This window comes from Pantoea sp. Ft-CA_14, assembly GCF_024520875.1.
GTDB classification, from domain to species: Bacteria; Pseudomonadota; Gammaproteobacteria; order Enterobacterales; family Enterobacteriaceae; genus Pantoea; species Pantoea agglomerans.
The window spans coordinates 75,227-93,716 of record NZ_JALNPM010000001.1 but is presented as its reverse complement, the minus strand read 5'-3'; the positions used below and the strand labels follow the sequence as shown (position 1 = coordinate 93,716).

At 54.4% G+C, this 18,490-nt stretch carries 18 protein-coding genes; 15 read left to right on the top strand and 3 right to left on the bottom strand.

Translation table 11 applies throughout. The features are described 5' to 3' along the window. Positions 1-4: 4 nt before the first annotated feature. Positions 5-277 carry a PTS sugar transporter subunit IIB gene (locus NR195_RS00425; RefSeq protein WP_010247066.1) on the bottom strand — a complete coding sequence of 91 codons (273 nt, stop codon included), beginning with the start codon at positions 275-277 and terminating at the stop codon, positions 5-7. A gap of 48 nt (positions 278-325) precedes the next feature. After that, positions 326-775 carry a PTS sugar transporter subunit IIA gene (locus tag NR195_RS00420; RefSeq protein ID WP_256843853.1) on the bottom strand — a complete coding sequence of 150 codons (450 nt, stop codon included), beginning with the start codon at positions 773-775 and terminating at the stop codon, positions 326-328. 576 nt (positions 776-1,351) lie between these two features. Here NR195_RS00420 and NR195_RS00415 point away from each other — a divergent pair. The 15 genes from NR195_RS00415 to NR195_RS00345 all read left to right on the top strand — a co-directional run bounded on the left by NR195_RS00415 (position 1,352) and on the right by NR195_RS00345 (position 17,166). Continuing rightward, positions 1,352-2,086 carry a GntR family transcriptional regulator gene (locus tag NR195_RS00415; protein ID WP_010247068.1) on the top strand — a complete coding sequence of 245 codons (735 nt, stop codon included), beginning with the start codon at positions 1,352-1,354 and terminating at the stop codon, positions 2,084-2,086. A 553-nt stretch (positions 2,087-2,639) separates the two neighbouring features. Then, positions 2,640-3,638, top strand: coding sequence for an MsnO8 family LLM class oxidoreductase (locus NR195_RS00410; RefSeq protein ID WP_033780263.1), 999 nt, complete (start codon positions 2,640-2,642; stop codon positions 3,636-3,638). Positions 3,639-3,661: 23 nt separating this feature from the next. Continuing rightward, positions 3,662-4,813, top strand: a complete 1,152-nt coding sequence (locus tag NR195_RS00405; protein ID WP_256843852.1) for an amidohydrolase — start codon at positions 3,662-3,664, stop codon at positions 4,811-4,813. An 80-nt stretch (positions 4,814-4,893) separates the two neighbouring features. After that, complete coding sequence (locus NR195_RS00400; protein ID WP_033760494.1) at positions 4,894-6,207, top strand: LLM class flavin-dependent oxidoreductase; 1,314 nt, start codon at positions 4,894-4,896, stop codon at positions 6,205-6,207. Positions 6,208-6,218: 11 nt separating this feature from the next. Further along, complete coding sequence (locus NR195_RS00395) at positions 6,219-7,160, top strand: ABC transporter substrate-binding protein (protein ID WP_010247072.1); 942 nt, start codon at positions 6,219-6,221, stop codon at positions 7,158-7,160. A gap of 10 nt (positions 7,161-7,170) precedes the next feature. Next, positions 7,171-7,689, top strand: coding sequence for a GNAT family N-acetyltransferase (locus tag NR195_RS00390; protein WP_010247073.1), 519 nt, complete (start codon positions 7,171-7,173; stop codon positions 7,687-7,689). 9 nt (positions 7,690-7,698) lie between these two features. Beyond that, positions 7,699-8,625 carry an amino acid ABC transporter permease gene (locus tag NR195_RS00385; protein WP_010247074.1) on the top strand — a complete coding sequence of 309 codons (927 nt, stop codon included), beginning with the start codon at positions 7,699-7,701 and terminating at the stop codon, positions 8,623-8,625. Then, the gene (locus tag NR195_RS00380; RefSeq protein ID WP_010247075.1) at positions 8,609-9,403 is read left to right on the top strand and encodes an amino acid ABC transporter ATP-binding protein; all 795 of its coding nucleotides are present in this window, start codon (positions 8,609-8,611) and stop codon (positions 9,401-9,403) included. The genes NR195_RS00385 and NR195_RS00380 overlap by 17 nt, the downstream gene beginning before the upstream one ends. Continuing rightward, positions 9,400-10,299 (top strand): ABC transporter substrate-binding protein, encoded by a 900-nt coding sequence (locus NR195_RS00375; protein WP_256843851.1) that lies wholly within the window; start codon positions 9,400-9,402, stop codon positions 10,297-10,299. Before NR195_RS00380 ends, NR195_RS00375 begins: the two co-directional genes overlap by 4 nt. A 156-nt stretch (positions 10,300-10,455) precedes the next feature. Beyond that, positions 10,456-11,016, top strand: a complete 561-nt coding sequence (locus NR195_RS00370; protein ID WP_010247077.1) for a non-canonical purine NTP pyrophosphatase — start codon at positions 10,456-10,458, stop codon at positions 11,014-11,016. Then, positions 11,013-11,807 (top strand): SIR2 family protein, encoded by a 795-nt coding sequence (locus NR195_RS00365; protein ID WP_010247078.1) that lies wholly within the window; start codon positions 11,013-11,015, stop codon positions 11,805-11,807. Before NR195_RS00370 ends, NR195_RS00365 begins: the two co-directional genes overlap by 4 nt. Positions 11,808-11,965: 158 nt before the next feature. Beyond that, positions 11,966-12,310: a YebG family protein gene (locus NR195_RS00360; protein ID WP_022624344.1), complete on the top strand. Its 345-nt coding sequence runs from the start codon at positions 11,966-11,968 to the stop codon at positions 12,308-12,310. A gap of 615 nt (positions 12,311-12,925) precedes the next feature. After that, positions 12,926-13,759 carry a BglG family transcription antiterminator LicT gene (gene licT / locus NR195_RS00355; RefSeq protein WP_010247080.1) on the top strand — a complete coding sequence of 278 codons (834 nt, stop codon included), beginning with the start codon at positions 12,926-12,928 and terminating at the stop codon, positions 13,757-13,759. A 137-nt stretch (positions 13,760-13,896) separates the two neighbouring features. Next, on the top strand, positions 13,897-15,759 hold the full coding sequence (gene bglF / locus NR195_RS00350; protein WP_256843850.1) for a PTS beta-glucoside transporter subunit IIABC: 1,863 nt from the start codon (positions 13,897-13,899) through the stop codon (positions 15,757-15,759). A 12-nt stretch (positions 15,760-15,771) separates the two neighbouring features. Beyond that, positions 15,772-17,166, top strand: coding sequence for a glycoside hydrolase family 1 protein (locus NR195_RS00345; protein WP_191924041.1), 1,395 nt, complete (start codon positions 15,772-15,774; stop codon positions 17,164-17,166). Between the two features lie 68 nt (positions 17,167-17,234). On the opposite strand, the gene NR195_RS00340 is transcribed toward NR195_RS00345, so the two are convergent. Beyond that, positions 17,235-18,362, bottom strand: a complete 1,128-nt coding sequence (locus NR195_RS00340; RefSeq protein WP_191924040.1) for a Fic family protein — start codon at positions 18,360-18,362, stop codon at positions 17,235-17,237. Between the last annotated feature and the right edge of the window lie 128 nt (positions 18,363-18,490).

Here is an 18,490-nt window from a genome sequence, read left to right as displayed (position 1 = left end):
AGCGTCACTTTTTCTCAAAATACTCACGTATTTTCTGCTCCACTTCTTTCAGGTCAATGATGTTATTAATGATGATGACCTTCTGTTCAGGAAGGTTTGCGCTATAAGCAATGTCTTTGGCCATAACAAAAACATCTGCCACATCGGGGGTGACAGAGCCGAGATCCGAATGTTCCACTTCAGCTTCAACACCGATCGTTTTAAGCACTTTCTTGATGTTCATTTCCATCATGAAGCTGCTGCCTAAACCTGAACCACACACCGCCATAATTTTCATATCAAACCTCATTAACTAATGATTAAAAGTCGCGTTTCAACGGGCAGACTAAACGCCTGATAAAATCGTCATGAGCGCTTCTTTGCTGCTCGCATTGAATATCTGCGCCATGATCTCTTCATCGGACAGCACTTCCGCCAGATGGGAGATCATTTCGATATGGCTATTACTGTCCGGTGCGGCAAACATGAAAATAGCCTTCACCGGGTCGTTCTCTTCGGAGTCAAATTTCACTGCTGTACCCAGCAGCACAATCGACAACCCCAGTTTGTGTGCGCCTTGTTCCGGGCGTGCGTGGGGCATGGCAATCTGCGGCGCGATGACAAAAAAGGGGCCGATCTCCTTTTTTTGCTGAATAATCGCATCAATATAATCCTGCGATATTGCGCCCTCACTGAGCAGAGGACGTCCCGCAATAACTAACGCTTCCTGCCAGTCAGTCACGCTTTCGACGTACTGGATTTTCTCGTTATTTAACCACTTAGCCAGGTGTGACATCGTCTTACTCCTCCTGTTTAAATGCGCAATAAAATTTAACTAAACGCATAAACCGTGTGGCGTTTGCCTGCTCCCGGTTGCGCATAACCCATCTCTTATGAAATTTTCTCAACCGGAACAGGACCTGTTATGCATTCCGATTTTTCATAAATTCCTGAGTATGTACAGTCAGTTTCCCTCAAAACCCCCGTTATCACTTTTTTAGATAAACTTTTTGTCAGCAGAGCGACACAAAAATCGAATGTAGTAAAAGGAGGTAACATCCTTAAAAGTCATTATTTTCATGGAGTTATTAAAAAAATATTTTCTCATTGTTCAGATGGAGTTATATTTCACAACGGTCATCACATCTGTACATGTTAAAGGTGTCTAGTCATCCTGATGATGTCCTTCGACGTGTACGGACACAACATGTAAAGTTAAAATATTGCTTATCAGGCTTAACATCAGTGCCAATTTGATAAGTTGATCACATATTCAGCTAGCGGAAGTGGTACTCATCCGGCAATGTCAGGCAGAACTGTACTGACACGGATTAGAGGGAGTCTGTCCTTCACTCAAACGGGAAGAAAGCCAATGGTTGATGGCATTACTGAAAAACAAAAAGAGGTTGTTGATTACATCCTCAATAAAATTAAGGATGATGGCCTTCGACCCGGAGAGAAACTGGATACCGAAATATCAATTGCCAAAAGTATCGGCATTACTCGCGCAACGGTGCGTGAAGCCACACGCATTCTGGTGGAGCAGCAGAGAATTTACCGGGTTAAAGGGTCGGGTATTTTTGTCGGTTCCACGGAGATGAGTAGCCAGGCGAACCGATATCATGTGCTTTCACCTTTTGATTACCAGGCGCAAAGAAATGGCCATAAAGGTGTAAGAAAAATCATATCGGTCAGCATAATCAAGGTTCCTTCTGCTGATATCGCTCAGGCGCTGCGTATTAAAAACAGCGATCAGATCTATAAAATTTTACGCCTGATGTGTTTCGATGACATCCCGGTAGCTCTGGAACATATTCACCTGCCGGTTAATATGTTTAGCAGCATGGAGTTCAGCAAGCTGGAACTGTCAAAATATGCCTACATTGAAGAAGTTACCGGTAAGAAAGTGCAGCTAAGGGACCAGCATTTAACGGCCGTCAATCTTACGGATACACAGTCGCTTACACTGCTTAATTTAGCGGAAGGGGATGCTGTCATTCAGCTTAATGAAACTGTTTATCTCGACGACGGCGTTCCATGTGAAGTCAATGTGGCGCTTATCAACACCCGATTTTTCCCGTTGAAACAAAATTCGCAACGGCCTTAGAAAAATAATCTTGTTTCTGGGCTCAATGCTTTGCTGTGCCCGGATATGACCCTATCAGACAGATTCATGCCCGGTTTACACCTCTCATTACAGTAGAGGATCTTAATTCCGGATAATGTATAAGGTCCTGTAAATCATCTGGCAGTTGCAATGAGTTATCTCTGACTCAATTGCATTCTTCATATGCTTATTTATCTATCTGGCGACCCGTGCTTCAACATCCTGTGAAGAATGTATTTCAATGCCATGAATTCAGGCTGTCTGAATTTCTGCAGTCGCGGCTAACAACAGCTGTCATCTCTCCATACGTAAGACGATTTTCTGCAAACCTTTGCCAGTTCGCCGATTTTACTCACCTGAATATCAGGCAACAAATAGCGTTATACGCAAAATATCTGCCTGATTACCTGTTTCAGAGCCCGTTTTCCCTCTTTCACTTCTCACTGTTCTCCATTATGACGAAATCAATAATACATAAAACAATATGATGTTTTACCAATGATCGACTGCGCAGCACACTGGTCTGCAACCGGAATAAACAAGGACCAGGTGAATGGCATATCGATTAAGTCTGTTAGATAAAGCGCCCGTGTTGCAGGGTGAATCACCCACTGCGGCGCTGCAGCGCACGCTGCAGATGGCGCAGCGGGCAGAGGAGTGGGGTTATCACCGCTTCTGGCTGGCGGAACATCACAACACCGCGCAGCTGGCCAGTCCTTCACCTGAGGTATTGATTGCCTGGATCATTGCCCAGACACGACATATTCGCGTCGGATCGGGCGGCGTGATGTTGCAGCACTACAGCCCTTATAAAGTGGCAGAGAATTTTAACCTGCTCGCTTCGCTGGCACCGGGCCGTATTGACCTCGGCGTGGGCAAAGCGCCGGGCGGACTTCCACTCTCCACCCATGCGCTGCAACAGGGTGTTGATGCCGCTAAAAAAGGGAGCTTTGCCGAACAGCTTCAGCTGCTTGATAGCTGGCTGAAGCCCGGTCAGGCTGATCCTGATGACGAGGGTTTAGCCGCCACGCCACTGCCGTCACGTCCGGCGAACCGTTTTCTGCTGGGTGCCAGTGAAGAGAGCGCCCGGCTGGCCGCCAGTCTGGGCTGGCAGTTTGTCTTTGCCGCTCACCTTAATGGCGACCGCCAGTTACTGGAGCATGCGCTGAGTACCTACTCCCGCCTGAGCCAGGGTCAGCGCGCCCTGGTGGCCGTGCAGGTGGTGGTGGCCGACTCACCCGCCGGGGCTGACCTGCTGGTAGCCAATCTTCGTCACTACCATGTAGCGGTGAAAGATGGCCCGAGCGTCAACGTCGCCAGCCTTGAGCAGGCGGAGCGCTATGTGCGTCAGGGTGGATACCGCGATTATCAGATTGAGCCGCGCACGCCGTCACTTCTGAAAGGCACGGCGGCGCAGGTTCATGCCCAGCTGGACGCGCTGCATCATAATTTTGACATTGATGAGTTTGTTATCGACACGCCGATTACCGAGCCGGTTGCACGTCTGCAGTCACTTGAACTGCTGGCCACGCATCATCTGGTCGCAGCCTGAATCCCCGTCAGTGGAGAGTCATCATGAACCCTGAGTCACAACTGATTGAATGGCGACGCGAACTGCACACCTGGCCGGAGCTGTCGGGTCAGGAATTTGCCACCACCGCGCGACTGCGGGGCTGGTTGCAGGCGGCGGGCATCCGGCTGCTGGACTATCCACTGGAAACCGGCCTGGTGGCAGAAATTGGCAGCGGAGAGACGGTGATCGCGCTGCGCGCCGACATCGATGCGCTGCCGATCCATGAGGCGAGCGGGGTGCGTTTTCACTCCCGCCATCCTGGTGTGATGCACGCCTGCGGTCATGACCTGCACAGCGCGGTGATGCTGGGTGCGGCCTTAAAGCTCAATTCACAAGCCGATCGGTTAGCTGGCCGGGTGCGCATCCTGTTCCAGCCCGCTGAAGAGATAGCGCGCGGTGCGCATCAGTTCATTGAGGCGGGGGTACTGGATGAGGTGCAGGCTATCTTCGGGATGCACAACGAGCCTTCGCTGCCCGTCGGCACCTTTGCCACCCGCAGCGGGGCGTTCTACGCGAATGCTGACAAATTTATTATTCGCGTCAGCGGCAAAGGCGCACATGCCGCGTATCCGGAGCAGGGTGTCGACAGCATTGTGACGGCCAGCCAGATTATCCAGGCGTTACAGGGACTCACCAGCCGCAGTTTCAGTGCCCTGGACAGTCTGGTACTGAGCATTACCCGCATCGACGGCGGCAAAAGCTGGAATGTATTACCCGGCGGCGTTGAGTTTGGCGGCACGGCCCGAACCCACGATTTACAGGTGCGCGCCGAACTGGAACAGCGGGTGCGCACGCTGGTTGAGCACTTCGCCGACGCCAATTGCGCGCAGGCAACCCTGAGCTGGCATCCTGGCCCGCCAGTGCTGATCAACGATGCGCACTGGGCGACCTTCAGCAGCGAAGTGGCGCAGCAGGCGGGCTATCGGGTGCAGACCGCCGATCTCCATCTGCTGGGTGAGGATTTTGCCTTCTATCTGCAACAGGTGCCGGGGGCGTTTGTCAGCATCGGCAGCGCCAGTGACTTTGGTCTGCACCATGCCAGCTTTACCCCGGATGAGGCGCTGATTGCGCCCGCCGCCGACTACTTCGCCCGACTGGCCCGCCAGGCGCTGCAACATCTTAACGCGCGATGTCGGGAAGCCATTCTGAACTGAATTCATCTGCAACCCGCTAAAGCACGACGGTTCTGACCACCGTCGTCGGGCATCGCTACGACTAAAAAAGAGAGAGCATCATGACCACAAGACAACTTCGGCTGGGTACCATTCTGCATGGCGCATCGGGAAACATGTCTGCCTGGCGCCATCCGGCGGCGCAGGCCGATGCCAGTATTAATCTGGATTACGCCAAAAAAATCGCCCGCAAGGCGGAGCAGGGCAAACTCGATTTTCTGTTTGTCGCCGACGGGTTGTTTATTAATGAAAAGTCGATCCCGCACTTTCTGAATCGCTTTGAGCCGCTGACGCTGCTCTCGGCGCTGGCGGGCGTCACTGAACATCTGGGGCTGGTTGGCACGGTATCGACCTCTTACAGCGAGCCCTTCACCGTGGCGCGTCAGTTTGCCAGCCTTGATCATCTCAGTGGCGGGCGTGCAGGCTGGAACGTGGTGACGTCACCGCTGGAAGGCTCGGCCAAAAACTTCTCACGCCAGCAGCACCCGGAGCACGCATTGCGTTACCGCATTGCCGATGAGTATCTGCAGGTGGTGAAAGGATTGTGGGATTCGTGGGAGCAGGATGCTTTTGTACGTGATAAGGCCAGCGGACAATTTTTCGATCCGGCGAAGCTGCACACGCTCGATCATCACGGTGATTTCTTCCAGGTACAGGGGCCGCTGAACATCGCCCGCACGCCGCAGGGTCGTCCGATTATCTTCCAGGCGGGCGCGTCCGACGACGGTAAAAAACTGGCGGCGCGTCATGCTGACGCCATCTTCACCCATCAGCCGACGCGTGAAGAGGCGCAGGCATTTTACCAGGATGTGAAACAGCAACTGGTGGCGAATGGCCGTCAGCCAGACGATTTGCACATCTTCCAGGGTGTCAGCGTGATTGTTGGCGATGATGCCGAGGACGTGGAACGCCAGTATCAGACCACGGCGGCGCTGGTGTCGATTACCGATGCGCTTAACTACCTCGGGCGTTTCTTCGACCATCACGACTTCTCACAGTATCCGCTGGATCAGCCGTTCCCGGATATCGGTGACATCGGTCAGAACAGCTTCCGCAGCACCACCGACGAGATCAAACGCAAAGCACAGCAGCATGGGCATACCCTGCGCCAGGCCGCACTGGAAGCGGCAACGCCACGCCCGCTGTTTCACGGCACGCCGGAAGAGGTGGCGGATGGCCTGCAGCTCTGGTTTGAAACCCACGCCACTGACGGCTTCATCATTAACGGCGGCACGCCCGATACCTTTGAACGTTTTGTCGACCGCGTGGTGCCGATTTTGCAGGCTCGCGGCCTGACGCGCCGCGACTATCCGGGCAGCACGCTTCGTGACAGCTTCGCCCTGAAACAACCTGTTAATCAGTTCACCTCACAATAAGAGCACAAGCCATGAACAAAACATCGCGTCTTATCGCCCTGCTTATTCTGGCGGCCAGTAGCCATGCGCTGGCTGAAGATACCAGCGTCTCCTATAACGGCCAGCGCGTCAGCCTTGAAGCTAACAAAGCGCCGATCAATACCGTGAAGAATCCGGAGGCGATCGCGCAACTGCCTGCGGGTCATCGTTTTGTGGTGCCGGGTTCCTTTACCGTGGCAGTCGCAGCGCTGAACTCCCCGCCGTTAACGGTGTTTTCCGATGACAACAAAACCCTGCTTGGCAGCGAAGTGGATATTGCCCGGCTGGTGGCTGACAGCCTGGGATTAAAACTCAACGTGGTGCCAGCGTCCTGGGAAGACTGGCCGCTGGGCGTGGCCTCGGGCAAGTATGACGCGGCGATCTCCAACATTACCGTGACCAAAGATCGTAAAGAGAAGTTCGACTTCGCCACCTACCGCAAAGATTCACTGGGCTTTTATGTCAAAACCAGCAGCCCGATAAAGTCACTGACCAAAGCAGAAGATATTGCCGGGCTGAGGATCATTGTGGGATCCGGCACAAATCAGGAGGCGATTCTGCTGGCGTGGGATAAAGAGAATCAGGCAAAGGGACTGAAAGCCTTTACGCCGGTATATACCAAAGATGATGCCGCACAGACGCTGGCGCTGCAGGCTGGCCGGGCTGATGCCTACTTTGGTCCCAATGTGATTGGTGCCTGGAAAGCGGCACTGACCGGTAAAACCCGTCTGGTCGGCAGCGTCGATGGCGGCTGGCCCAAAGCGGCGCACATTGCCGTTACCGTGAAGAAAGGCAGCGGCCTGGCGGAACCGATCAGCACCGCGCTGAACGGCGTGATCGGCAACGGTGACTATCAGAAGGTGTTGAACCGCTGGGGTGAAGGTGTTGAGAAGATCGATCGTTCTGAAATCAATCCCGCCGGGCTGGGCGACTAAGGAGCTGACCATGAGTGAATCCACTTTTCGCGAAGTTTCACCCGACGCGCCGGAATTGCAACCGATCCTGGGCGGCCTGTTTGGCGAATATTCCGCACGCTATGGCGACTATTTTTCCCGTCGTAACGAGCTGGAACAGGAGCTGACCGAATGGTATCTGCCGCCGCAGGGGCTGTTTATCGTGCTGGAGCGTGACGGCGAGATCATCGCGATGGGCGCTTATAAACCCTATGACCCGCAGACCGCCGAGCTGAAGCGCATCTGGACCCGCAGCGATCTGCGGCGTCAGGGGCTGGCGCTGGTGGTGTTACAGGAGCTGGAGCGTCGCGCCTTACAGGCGGGATATCAGCGGCTGTTTCTCACCACCGGCTTCCGTCAGCCGGAGGCGGTGCGGCTCTATACCGGTCACGGTTATCAGCCACAGTTCGATCTCAGCGGGGATCTGGAGCGTTATGGCCAGCCGCCGCACGACGGACGACTGCGTTTTATCAAAGTGATCGGCGTCTATAACGTCGCCGCGGCAAGTTAAGAGGTGACCATGAGCAAACATCAACATCTGCAGGTGGTGCCGGCACGCTACCCGGCACGCACGGCAGGGGCTATCGTTGCGCTGTTTATTCTGGCAGGCGTGGTGCAGTCAGTGGCCTTTAATCCGCGCTGGGAATGGAGCGTGTTTGCCCGCTGGTTCTTTGACCCGGTGATCCTGCACGGTCTGGGCCAGACGCTGCTGCTGACGCTGCTGGGTACGATATTCAGTCTGTTTCTGGGTGGTCTGCTGGCGCTGGCACGTCTCTCCTCATCGTGGCTGCTGAGCACGCTGGCATGGGGTTATATCTGGCTGTTCAGGTCACTGCCGCTGATTGTGGTGCTGATCATTCTTTATAACTTCTCCTATCTCTACGACACCCTGTCTGTCGGCATTCCGTTTACCGGCCTCTCCTGGGGGGCGTATCAGACGATTAACGTGCTGGGGCAGTTTCAGGCAGCCGTTATCGGTCTGACGCTGGTGCAGGCGGCCTACAGCGCGGAAATTATTCGCGGCGGGATCCTCGGCGTCGATCACGGTCAGGTAGAGGCCGCGTCCGCGCTGGGTCTCTCCGCCACACGCCGCACCTTCCGCATCATTCTGCCGCAGGCGCTGCGCGCCATTATTCCCACCGCGTTCAACGAGATCATCAGTCTGGCGAAAGGCACATCCGTGGTTTATGTGCTGGCGATGCCGGAGCTGTTCTACACCATCCAGATGATCTACAACCGCAATCAGGAAGTAATCCCACTGCTGATGGTTGGTGCCGCCTGGTATCTGATTATCACCACCGTGTTGTCCGTGATTCAGTACAACGCCGAACGCTGGATGGCCCGCAGCGTCACCCGTGAACCGCAACCGTCGCGCTGGCGACAATGGCGCAACCGCGTCACGCCACTTCATCCGACCGAGGAGATCAGCCATGTCCGAAGCCATTGATTACCGCACCTCACACACTACCGGTGCCATCAGCATCACCGGCGTCAGTAAACGATTTGGTAAACATAAAGCGCTGGATGATGTATCGCTGTCACTGGCACCGGGGTCCGTCACGGTGATCCTCGGGCCGTCCGGCTCCGGTAAATCCACGCTGCTGCGCACCATCAATCATCTGGAACGGGTCGACGAAGGATTTATTCAGATTGATGGCGACTACATCGGCTATCAGCAGCGCGGCAATAAGCTGTATGAACTGAAAGAGAAGGCGATTCTGCGCCAGCGCATCAACGTCGGCTACGTGTTCCAGAACTTCAACCTGTTCCCACACCTCAGCGTGCTGGATAACCTGATTGAAGCGCCGATTGCCCATCGTCAGTTAACGAAACCGGAAGCGATACAGCGTGCAGGCGAACTGCTGGATATTGTAGGGCTGCGGCATAAAGCCGATGCGTGGCCGCGTCACCTGTCGGGCGGGCAGCAACAGCGCATCGCGATTGCGCGTGCGCTGATGCTCAATCCACGGGTCATGTTGTTCGATGAGCCAACCTCGGCGCTGGATCCTGAACTGGTGGGCGAAGTGCTGGATGTAATTAAAAAGCTGGCGCGTTCCGGCACTACGCTGGTGATTGTGACGCATGAGATCGGCTTTGCCCGTGAAGTGGCGGACAACGTGGTCTTTATGGTGGATGGCCGGATTGTGGAGCAGGGCAGCACCACCCAGGTGCTCAATAATCCGCGTCATGAGCGCACCCGACGCTTTCTGGCGCGCGTGTTATGAGGGCATTAACGTTAACGGTTCTGACGCTGCTTCCGGCGCTGGGCTGTTCTGCGGCTGAGAAGCTCGATGTCCTGCAAAACGAGACGCCGATTCATGCCCCGGCCAATCCGCAGGCTATTGCTCAAATTCCGGCCAATTACCGTTTTATCGAACCGGGCACCCTGACGGTCGCTACCTCGGCGACCAACTCGCCGCCGCTGTCGCTGCTGGCGTCTGATAACGTCACGCGGATCGGCAGCGATCCCGATATCGCCCGACTCCTTGCTGATAGCCTGGGGCTGAAACTCAGGCTGGTTCCGGCTTCCTGGGAGGACTGGCCGCTGGGCATCAGCGCCGGACGCTATGATGTCGCGATGTTCAATATTGCCGTGACCGAAGAGCGCAAGAAGAAGTTCGATTTTGCGACGTATCGCGCCGACAACCACGCTTTTGCGGTGAAAAGCGACAGTCATATCAGCAAGATTAACAGTCCGGCGGATATTGCCGGTAAGCGGATTATCGTTGCCTCGGGCACCAATCAGGAGCGTATTTTACTGAGCTGGGATGAGCAGAACCGGGCTAAAGGTTTGCCTGCGGTAACGCCGATTTACCTGACTGATGATGCCTCCGCGACGCTGACGCTGCTGTCGGGACGGGCAGATGCGATGTTTGGCCCTCACTCGATGGCGGCCTGGAAAGTGGCGTCACGCGGACAGACAAAGCTGGTTGGCAGCGGACCGTTTCGCGCCTGGGTCGCCGTGACCACCAAAAAGGGCAATGGCCTGGCACCCGCGTTGCAGGCTGCGCTGGATGGCACCATCGCAGGCGGGCAGTATCAGCAGGTGCTGGCACGCTGGGGCGAACAGGATGAGGCCATCACTCAATCCACGGTGAATCCACCCGGCATTGTTTACTGAGTCTGCAGAACCGGCTCGCCTGCTGCAGCCGGTTCTGCGCACTTCAACCTGATGAGCACAGAATTGAACTACACTCTCCAGCGTTAGTGATTTATCCTGCCCACTTGTTTCCGTAAAATCCTCACTGCGTGGCGGAGTAATTGACCTGGAAGCCCCATGAAAATCAGATTCCTTTCTGCCAATGAGCAAAAGCTGGCGGAGGTGCGCAAAATACTCGAACCTGTCGGGGTCGAAGTTCTGCCCATCGCCCGTCGCATCGAAGAAATTCAGACTGAAAACGAACTCGACCTGGTACGCGACAAACTGACCAAAGCCTTTTCGCTGATTGGGCGACCGCTATTTGTAGAGCATACCGGCCTCTATCTGGATGGCCTCAATGGCCTGCCCGCCGGTCTGACCCGCATCTTCTGGAACCGCCTGGACGCTGAGCGCTTTACCGCGCTGGTGCAGGGGCTCGACAGCCAGGCCGTGACGGCCAAAACGGTGCTGGGCTACTGCGATGGTCGCAAAATGTACCAGTTTTCGGGTGAACTGCGCGGCACCATCGCCGCGAAACCTGCCGGAACGCGTGGCTTCCAGTGGGACTGCGTCTTTATTCCCGAAGGCTATGAGCAGACGTTTGCTGAAATGGGCGAACTCAAGAATGAGATCTCGATGCGGCGCATCGCGCTGGATCGCTTCGCCACCTTTTTAAAAACCTCGCGGGGCATGGCATGAAACCTGAACTCAAACGCGCCTATGATTCCGGCAAACTGATTCTGTTTGCCGGTGCCGGTATTTCGCGCAATTTTGGCCTGCCCGAGTGGCATGAACTGATTGCGCATCTTGCTAATGAGCTGGGTTACGATCCAAAAATCTTTAATACCTATGGCACGCACCTGTCGCTGGCGGAGTATTACAAACAGAAAAAAGGTTCGCTTGGCCCGCTGCGCAGCTGGATGGATCGCGAATGGCATCGCCCCGATATTGATGTCCGCTCTTCTGAAATTCATACCATGATTACCCAGGGTAACTTTTCGCGTATCTACACCACCAATTACGATCGCTGGCTGGAAGCGGCGCATGAAGCGCACGGCGTACCCTATTACAAAGTGGCCAACGCCGCGGACCTGGTCTCTCTCACCGAAGATAAGCGTCACATCATCAAGCTGCACGGTGATTTTGATGATGACACCTCAATCGTGCTCGATGAGAGCAGCTATTTTGAACGCCTCTATTTTGATTCGCCGCTCGACATTAAACTGACTCACGATGTGATGGGCAACTCAGTACTGTTTGTCGGCTACAGCATCAGTGATTTCAATATTCGCCTGCTGTTTTACCGTCTGACCAAGATGTGGGGCCGCACCGGGCTGGCAACCGCCCGGCCAAAATCGTACCTGTTCACTAACCGGAACAACCCGGTGGCCAAAGAGGTGCTGGGGCAGTGGGGGATTGAGGTGATCGTCTCGGAAGAGGACGATCCCCGTAAGGCATTGGCGATGTTTCTTGAAGAGCTGCTGGTGTAGCCGCCGGCCCTCGCGGCGGAGAATGCGTCAGGAAAAATGAAAAAAGCCTGTGCCAGGTTAAGGTTAGCCCGTGCACAACCGATAAACTCTATTCTCTGCTGGCAAAGCAGGATCGGCATGATATACTGTATGTATACACAGTACCTGAGGGCGAAAAGATGGCTGTTGAAACAAAATTTGTAGTAGTCAGAAAGGGTGAAGAGAAGATGACGTTTGCCAATAAGAAAGAGGCCGATGCCTACGACAAAATGCTCGATATGGCCGAAGCCTTCACCGACTGGCTGTTACAGCATCAACCTGCACTGGATGAATCTCAGGCAGAAACGCTGGGCCTGCTGATTGCAGAGCAAAAAGATGCGGTTCAGCATATTCTGCGCACCAGCAAACTGCCGGAAGCGGCAGCAGCACCCGTCTCTCAGCCAGAAGCTGTCTCAGACGATAGCGCGGATGAGCCGCAGGAAGAGCCTGCTGCAAAGAAAGTGCGCGCCGTTAAAGCCGCGTAATCTCAACAGCGCCGGAAGCGAACCTTCCGGCGTTGCTGTTTCTGAATAGCGGTTTGAGCTGTTCTCCTGCTAACTTCTTTACAGATAGTCTTCCTTCCACTCTTTTACCCTGCATAACGGGCTCTGACGATCAACAGAACGATTTCACACATTAAAAACTTTTCGTCCGATAAATCAAAACATTGTGATCAGTGACAAAAGCGTTCAAAGCGGTGTGTTTTTAATCGCTAAATGGCAGTTAATGAACACTGCAGTCCATTAGCCGATTTTTCAGACGACCTTCCTCGCATGACTATCTTCCTCCCATAACGTGAGTTTTCATTCCACTGAGCGTCATACCCCTTTTGCTGCCCGGAACCGCACCCCCGGCTTTAATACTGGTCTCGTCCGGCGGGTATCGCCACACGCAGGATGCCTGGGTGACTGAACTCAACACGGTAGTCACTTTTTAAGTTAATAAGAGGATTTCGATCGCTGTCACGCTTTTTGCCCTGACAGATTGAGGTCACGACTAAAACTGATAGAGTTCCCGAACTGGATTGTTACTGCTTAGGCAGGCAAAACCTGACTTCTGGCCTCTGTCGGATGTCAGGTTTTTTTGTTTCTGGGGTTCCGATGAAAATCGCCAAAATTCTTAATAACAACGTGGTGATGGTTCAGGATGAGCAGGGACGCGAACAGGTCGTGATGGGGCGTGGACTGGCTTTCCAGAAGCGCATCGGTGACAGTCTCAACGCTGCGCACATTGAGAAGGTATTTGCGCTGCAAAGTGATCTGCTGGTACGTCGTCTGGAGGAGTTGTTACACCAGATCCCTCCTGAAGTGATGACCACCTGCGACCGCATTATTGATCTGGCAACACAACGTCTGGGGACATTGCAGGAGAGCTTGTATATCACGTTGACCGACCACTGCTACTTTGCCATTGAAAGGCAGAAAAAAGGTCTGGCAATTAAAAATGTGTTGCTATGGGATATCAAACGCCTCTACCCCAAAGAGTTCGAACTGGGTCAGGAGGCCAGGGCTATCATTTCACGTCGTCTGAATGTCGAACTGGCGGAGGATGAAGCCGGCTTTATCGCGCTACATCTGGTGACGGCGCAGCTCAATAATGAAATGCCGGAAGTGATGCATGTCACCCGGGTTATGCAGGAGATTCTGCAACTGGTGAAGTATCAACTGCAGCTGGAGTACATCGAATCGTCGCTGAGTTACCAGCGTTTTGTCACTCATCTGAAGTTTTTTGCTCAGCGGATGCTGACGCGTACCGTGGTGGACGATGACGATGTATCGCTGCATACAGCAGTAAAAGATAACTATCCCAAAGCCTGGAAATGTGCGGTGAAAATCGCGCAGCATCTGCAACAAAGCTATCAGCGTGATCTGACCGCAGAAGAGATCATGTTTCTCGCCATTAACATCGAACGGGTGAGAAAAGAGGGGCAATAAGCTCCATAAACCGGATTGTTACTGCTTTACGCAGGCAAAACCTGAGCGCGGCCTCTGAAAGGAGGACGTTCTCAGGTTTTTTTCATTTTTGGCTCAGTTAACTGATGTCCGCAGGCATCGGTTGTAAGGAAATCGAGATGGAATATCACACGCTGGCGCAGGATATCCTCAGCCATATTGGTGGCCGGGAGAACATCGTTAGTCTGGTTCATTGTGCCACCCGGTTACGCTTCAAACTGAAAGACAACCATAAAGCCGATGCTGAAGGGCTAAAGAAAAATCCGGGCGTTATTATGGTCGTTGAAAGCGGCGGGCAGTTTCAGGTGGTGATTGGCAACCACGTTCATGATGTCTGGCAGGCTGTGCGTAGTGAAGCTGGGCTGGCTGATGAGCTTTCTGCAGCAACAGAAGGGGAAAAGACCGGGGGTAATGTTTTCAACCATCTGATCGACATTGTGTCAGGCATTTTTACCCCGTTTATCGGCATTCTCGCCGCCTCCGGGATCCTAAAAGGTTTACTGGCGCTGGCCGTGGTCTGTGGCTGGCTTTCTGTTGAAAGTGGAACGTATAAAATCTGGTTTGCAGCCAGTGATGCCCTGTTTTTCTTCTTTCCTCTGGTGCTGGGCTACACCGCCGGGAAGAAATTTGGCGGCAATCCCTTTATTACCATGGTGATTGGCGGGGCGCTGACCCACCCGACGATGATTGCAGCTTTTAATGCCAGCCAGCAATCCGGTGAAATGACGGACGCGTTTCTCGGCATCCCTGTAACCTGGTTTAATTACAGTGCGTCGGTTATCCCGATTATTCTCGCTGCCTGGGTAAGTTGCTGGCTGGAAAAACAGAGCAGCCGGCGACTTCCCGCCTCCATGAAAAACTTCTTTGCGCCATTAATCTGCCTGAGCGTCACCGTGCCGCTGACCTTCCTGGTGATTGGCCCACTGGCCACGGGCTTAAGTCAGATACTGGCGAACGGCTACCAGTGGATTTATGCGCTGGCACCCTGGCTGGCTGGTGCCGCCCTGGGCGCGTTGTGGCAGGTCTGTGTGATTTTTGGTTTGCACTGGGGACTGGTGCCACTGATGATCAACAATCTTGCCGTACTGGGGCATGACTCAATGCTGCCTATGCTGTTGCCTGCTGTCATGGGCCAGGTTGGCGCGGCGTTGGGGGTGTTTCTGCGCAGTCGGGATGCACGACAGAAGATGCTGGCGGGTTCATCCGTGACCGCAGGGATCTTTGGTATCACTGAACCGGCTGTCTATGGCGTTAATCTGCCGCTGCGCCGTCCCTTTATCTTTGGCTGCGTGGCGGGCGCTATTGGCGGTGCCATTGTCGGCCTCAGCAGCACCCACGTTTATTCATTTGGTTTTGCCAACATCTTTACCATCGCACAGATGATCCCACCTGGCGGTGTGGATTCCACGTTATGGGGCGGTATTGCCGGGACGCTACTCGGGCTGATACTGGGTTGCGGCATGACGCTGGTAGCCGGTATGCCCCGAAACACGGCGCCAGACGCAGCGCTCCCGATTACCCCTGGCGAAGATGACATTCTGTCACCGATGACAGGCACCGTTTTGGGGCTTGGTCAGATTCCCGATCCAACCTTCGCCAGTGGCCTGCTGGGACAGGGTGTGGCCATCATCCCTTCCGACAACAAAGTGATTGCGCCTTTTGCGGGTGAGGTGGCCTCCCTGTTTCAGACCCGACACGCCATAGGACTGCTGAGTCACAGCGGGATTGAGCTGTTGATCCATGTGGGTATCGATACCGTCAGGCTCGACGGCAAACCTTTCACGGCACATGTACAAGTGGGCGACACATTCAGGGCCGGCGATCTGCTGCTGGAGTTCGATCGTCAGGCCATTCTTGATGCCGGATATGACCTGGCAACACCGATCATTATCACTAACAGCGATGAGTATCCTGAGGTGATGACTGTGGCAGGGACCGCGGTCACTGCAGGTACGCCTTTACTCAGCGTCACTCGTCAATAAAAGGAGAACAGGATGAAAACTTTCCCGGATTCATTTTTATGGGGCGGTGCTGTTGCCGCTAATCAGGTTGAAGGCGCATGGCGTGAAGAGGGCAAAGGCCTCTCAACCTCAGACGTTCAGCCACAGGGAATCTTTGGCCCGGTATCGGAGCGCGTTGAGGGCAGCCGAAGCCTCAAAGACATCGCGATCGACTTTTACCACCGCTATCCGGACGATATCAGGCTGTTTGCAGAGATGGGGTTCAGCTGTCTGCGGGTTTCAATCGCATGGACGCGCATCTTTCCGAACGGTGACGAGCAACAACCTAACGAGGCCGGTCTGGCCTTTTATGACCGGTTATTCGATGAGCTTGCCGCACATCACATTACTCCACTTGTTACGTTGTCACATTATGAGATGCCCTGGCACCTGGTGAAGCAGTATGGTGGCTGGGGTAACCGCCAGGTGATTGGCTTCTTTGAGCATTATGCCCGTACGGTGTTTGCCCGCTACCGGCAGAAAGTCAGACTCTGGCTGACCTTTAACGAAATTAACATGTCGCTTCACGCGCCGATGACCGGTGTGGGTCTGCCGGAAACCAGCAGCAAAGCTGAGGTGTATCAGGCAATTCATCATCAACTGGTCGCCAGTGCGCTGGCGGTGAAAGCCTGCCGCGAGATTAACCCGGACGCCAGCATTGGCAATATGCTGCTGGGAGGGCTGGTCTATCCACTCAGTTGTAAGCCTGATGATGTGCTGGAAGCGCTGCAGGAGAACCGGAAATGGCAATTTTTTGGCGATGTTCAGTGCCGTGGTGTTTATCCGGGCTATATGTTGCGGTTCTTTCGTGAGAATAATATTCAGCTGGATATCACGGATGCCGATCGTCAGATACTCCAGTCGACCGTCGATTTTATCTCGTTCAGCTATTACATGTCCGGCTGCGTGACCGCCGATGAAGCACTGAATCAGCAGATGCGGGGTAACATTCTGAGCATGGTGCCCAATCCTCACCTGCAGAGTTCTGAATGGGGCTGGCAGATTGACCCGGTGGGCTTGCGGACCTTACTGAATCTGCTGTGGGATCGTTATCAGAAGCCGCTGTTTATTGTTGAGAACGGACTGGGCGCCAAAGATATACCGGATGCAACGGGTGTCGTGCAGGATGATTATCGCATCAGCTACCTCAACGATCATCTGGTTCAGGTGCGTGAGGCCATTGACGATGGCGTGGAGGTCATGGGTTATACCAGCTGGGGACCTATCGATCTTGTCAGCGCATCAAAAGCCGAATTGTCTAAGCGTTACGGTTTTATTTATGTTGACCGCGATGATACTGGTGAAGGTTCGCTGGCCCGCAGCCGGAAGAAAAGCTTTTATTGGTATAAAGAGGTCATTGCGACCAACGGGGCTTCACTTAAAGAGTAATTCCCGCACTCAGGAGTACATCACAACGATCGCGATGTACTCCCGGTTAGCAGTCAAAACAGCCCGGCTCAGGGCGTCTCGTGGGTGTTAACCTGATAGCGGGTACTCCTGCCTCCGCCTTCGAGCCGGTAAAGGCAGCCTTTTTCAACCAGATCGGTCAGATGACGGGTCGCGGTGGCTTTACTCACTTTGGCGACCTTCTGGTACTGACTGGCGCTGATCCCCAGTTCGAAACCCTGCTCGCCGCCATCCAGCAGCCGGTTCAACACTTTCACCTGTTCCGGACTCAATCCCATCCCCTGATGCCGCAGCCAGAAACGCGCTTTCATCTGAGTGCGATCGATGACGTTCATCGCCTGTTGCAGACTCTCATCCAGGATATCAAGAAACCACACCAGCCAGTGAGTGATATCCAGGCCGCCTTTCTGCGTCTGCTCAAGGATGCGGTAATAACCGGCACGCTGCGTCAGAATGGCGGGTGACATGGCATACAGCCGGATGCTCTGACTGTCGGCCTGCGCCAGCGCCAGATCGGTTAACGCACGCGTGATACGACCATTACCATCATCAAAAGGGTGCAGGGTGACAAACCAGAGGTGGCAGATGGCGGCGCGCAGCAACGGGTCCAGCATCACATCATGCTGACTGCTGTTGAACCACTCAATAAACTGCGCCAGCTGCGGCTCCAGTCCCTGTCGCGGCGGCGCTTCAAAATGCACCGTGGGACGATCGATGCGACCTGAGATGACCTGCATCGGCTCACTGCCGCGCAGCGTGCCGACGCTCAGGCGCTGCACCGTCCACTCATCGGCAGGGAAAAGCCAGCGATGCCACTGACAGAGACGCTCAGGCGTCAGCGGCTGGCTGCGGTTGTTGATGGCATCGAGCATCATGGCAGCCAGGCCTTCTGAACGATCGGAGACCGGATAGGGCTGCTCTTCCGTCACGCCTAACCGACGCGCCAGCGATGAGCGGACCGATTGCACGTTGACCCGCTCCTCTTCAATCGCGGAAGAGGAGAGGATATTGCTGAGCAGGGTATCCAGCGTCTGGGTTTCACTGTCTGAATGCAGGCTGGCACGGCCCAGCAGCAATCCGCGCTGCTGCTGCAGATGGCGCAGGCGCGGTAACAGCACGGCGTCCTGCCACTGAAAATGGGGCCAGTCCGGCTGTTGCCAGATCCAGGTAACGCTCATAATCGGCTCACGCTAAGGGTGGATGAGCCGAATAAAGGAGGTTATTCGGCTCACAGAATGAGTCGATAATAGCGAATATTTGGCTCACAGGCCAACCCAGCTGAAGTGAGGGCAAAAAAAAGGACCCG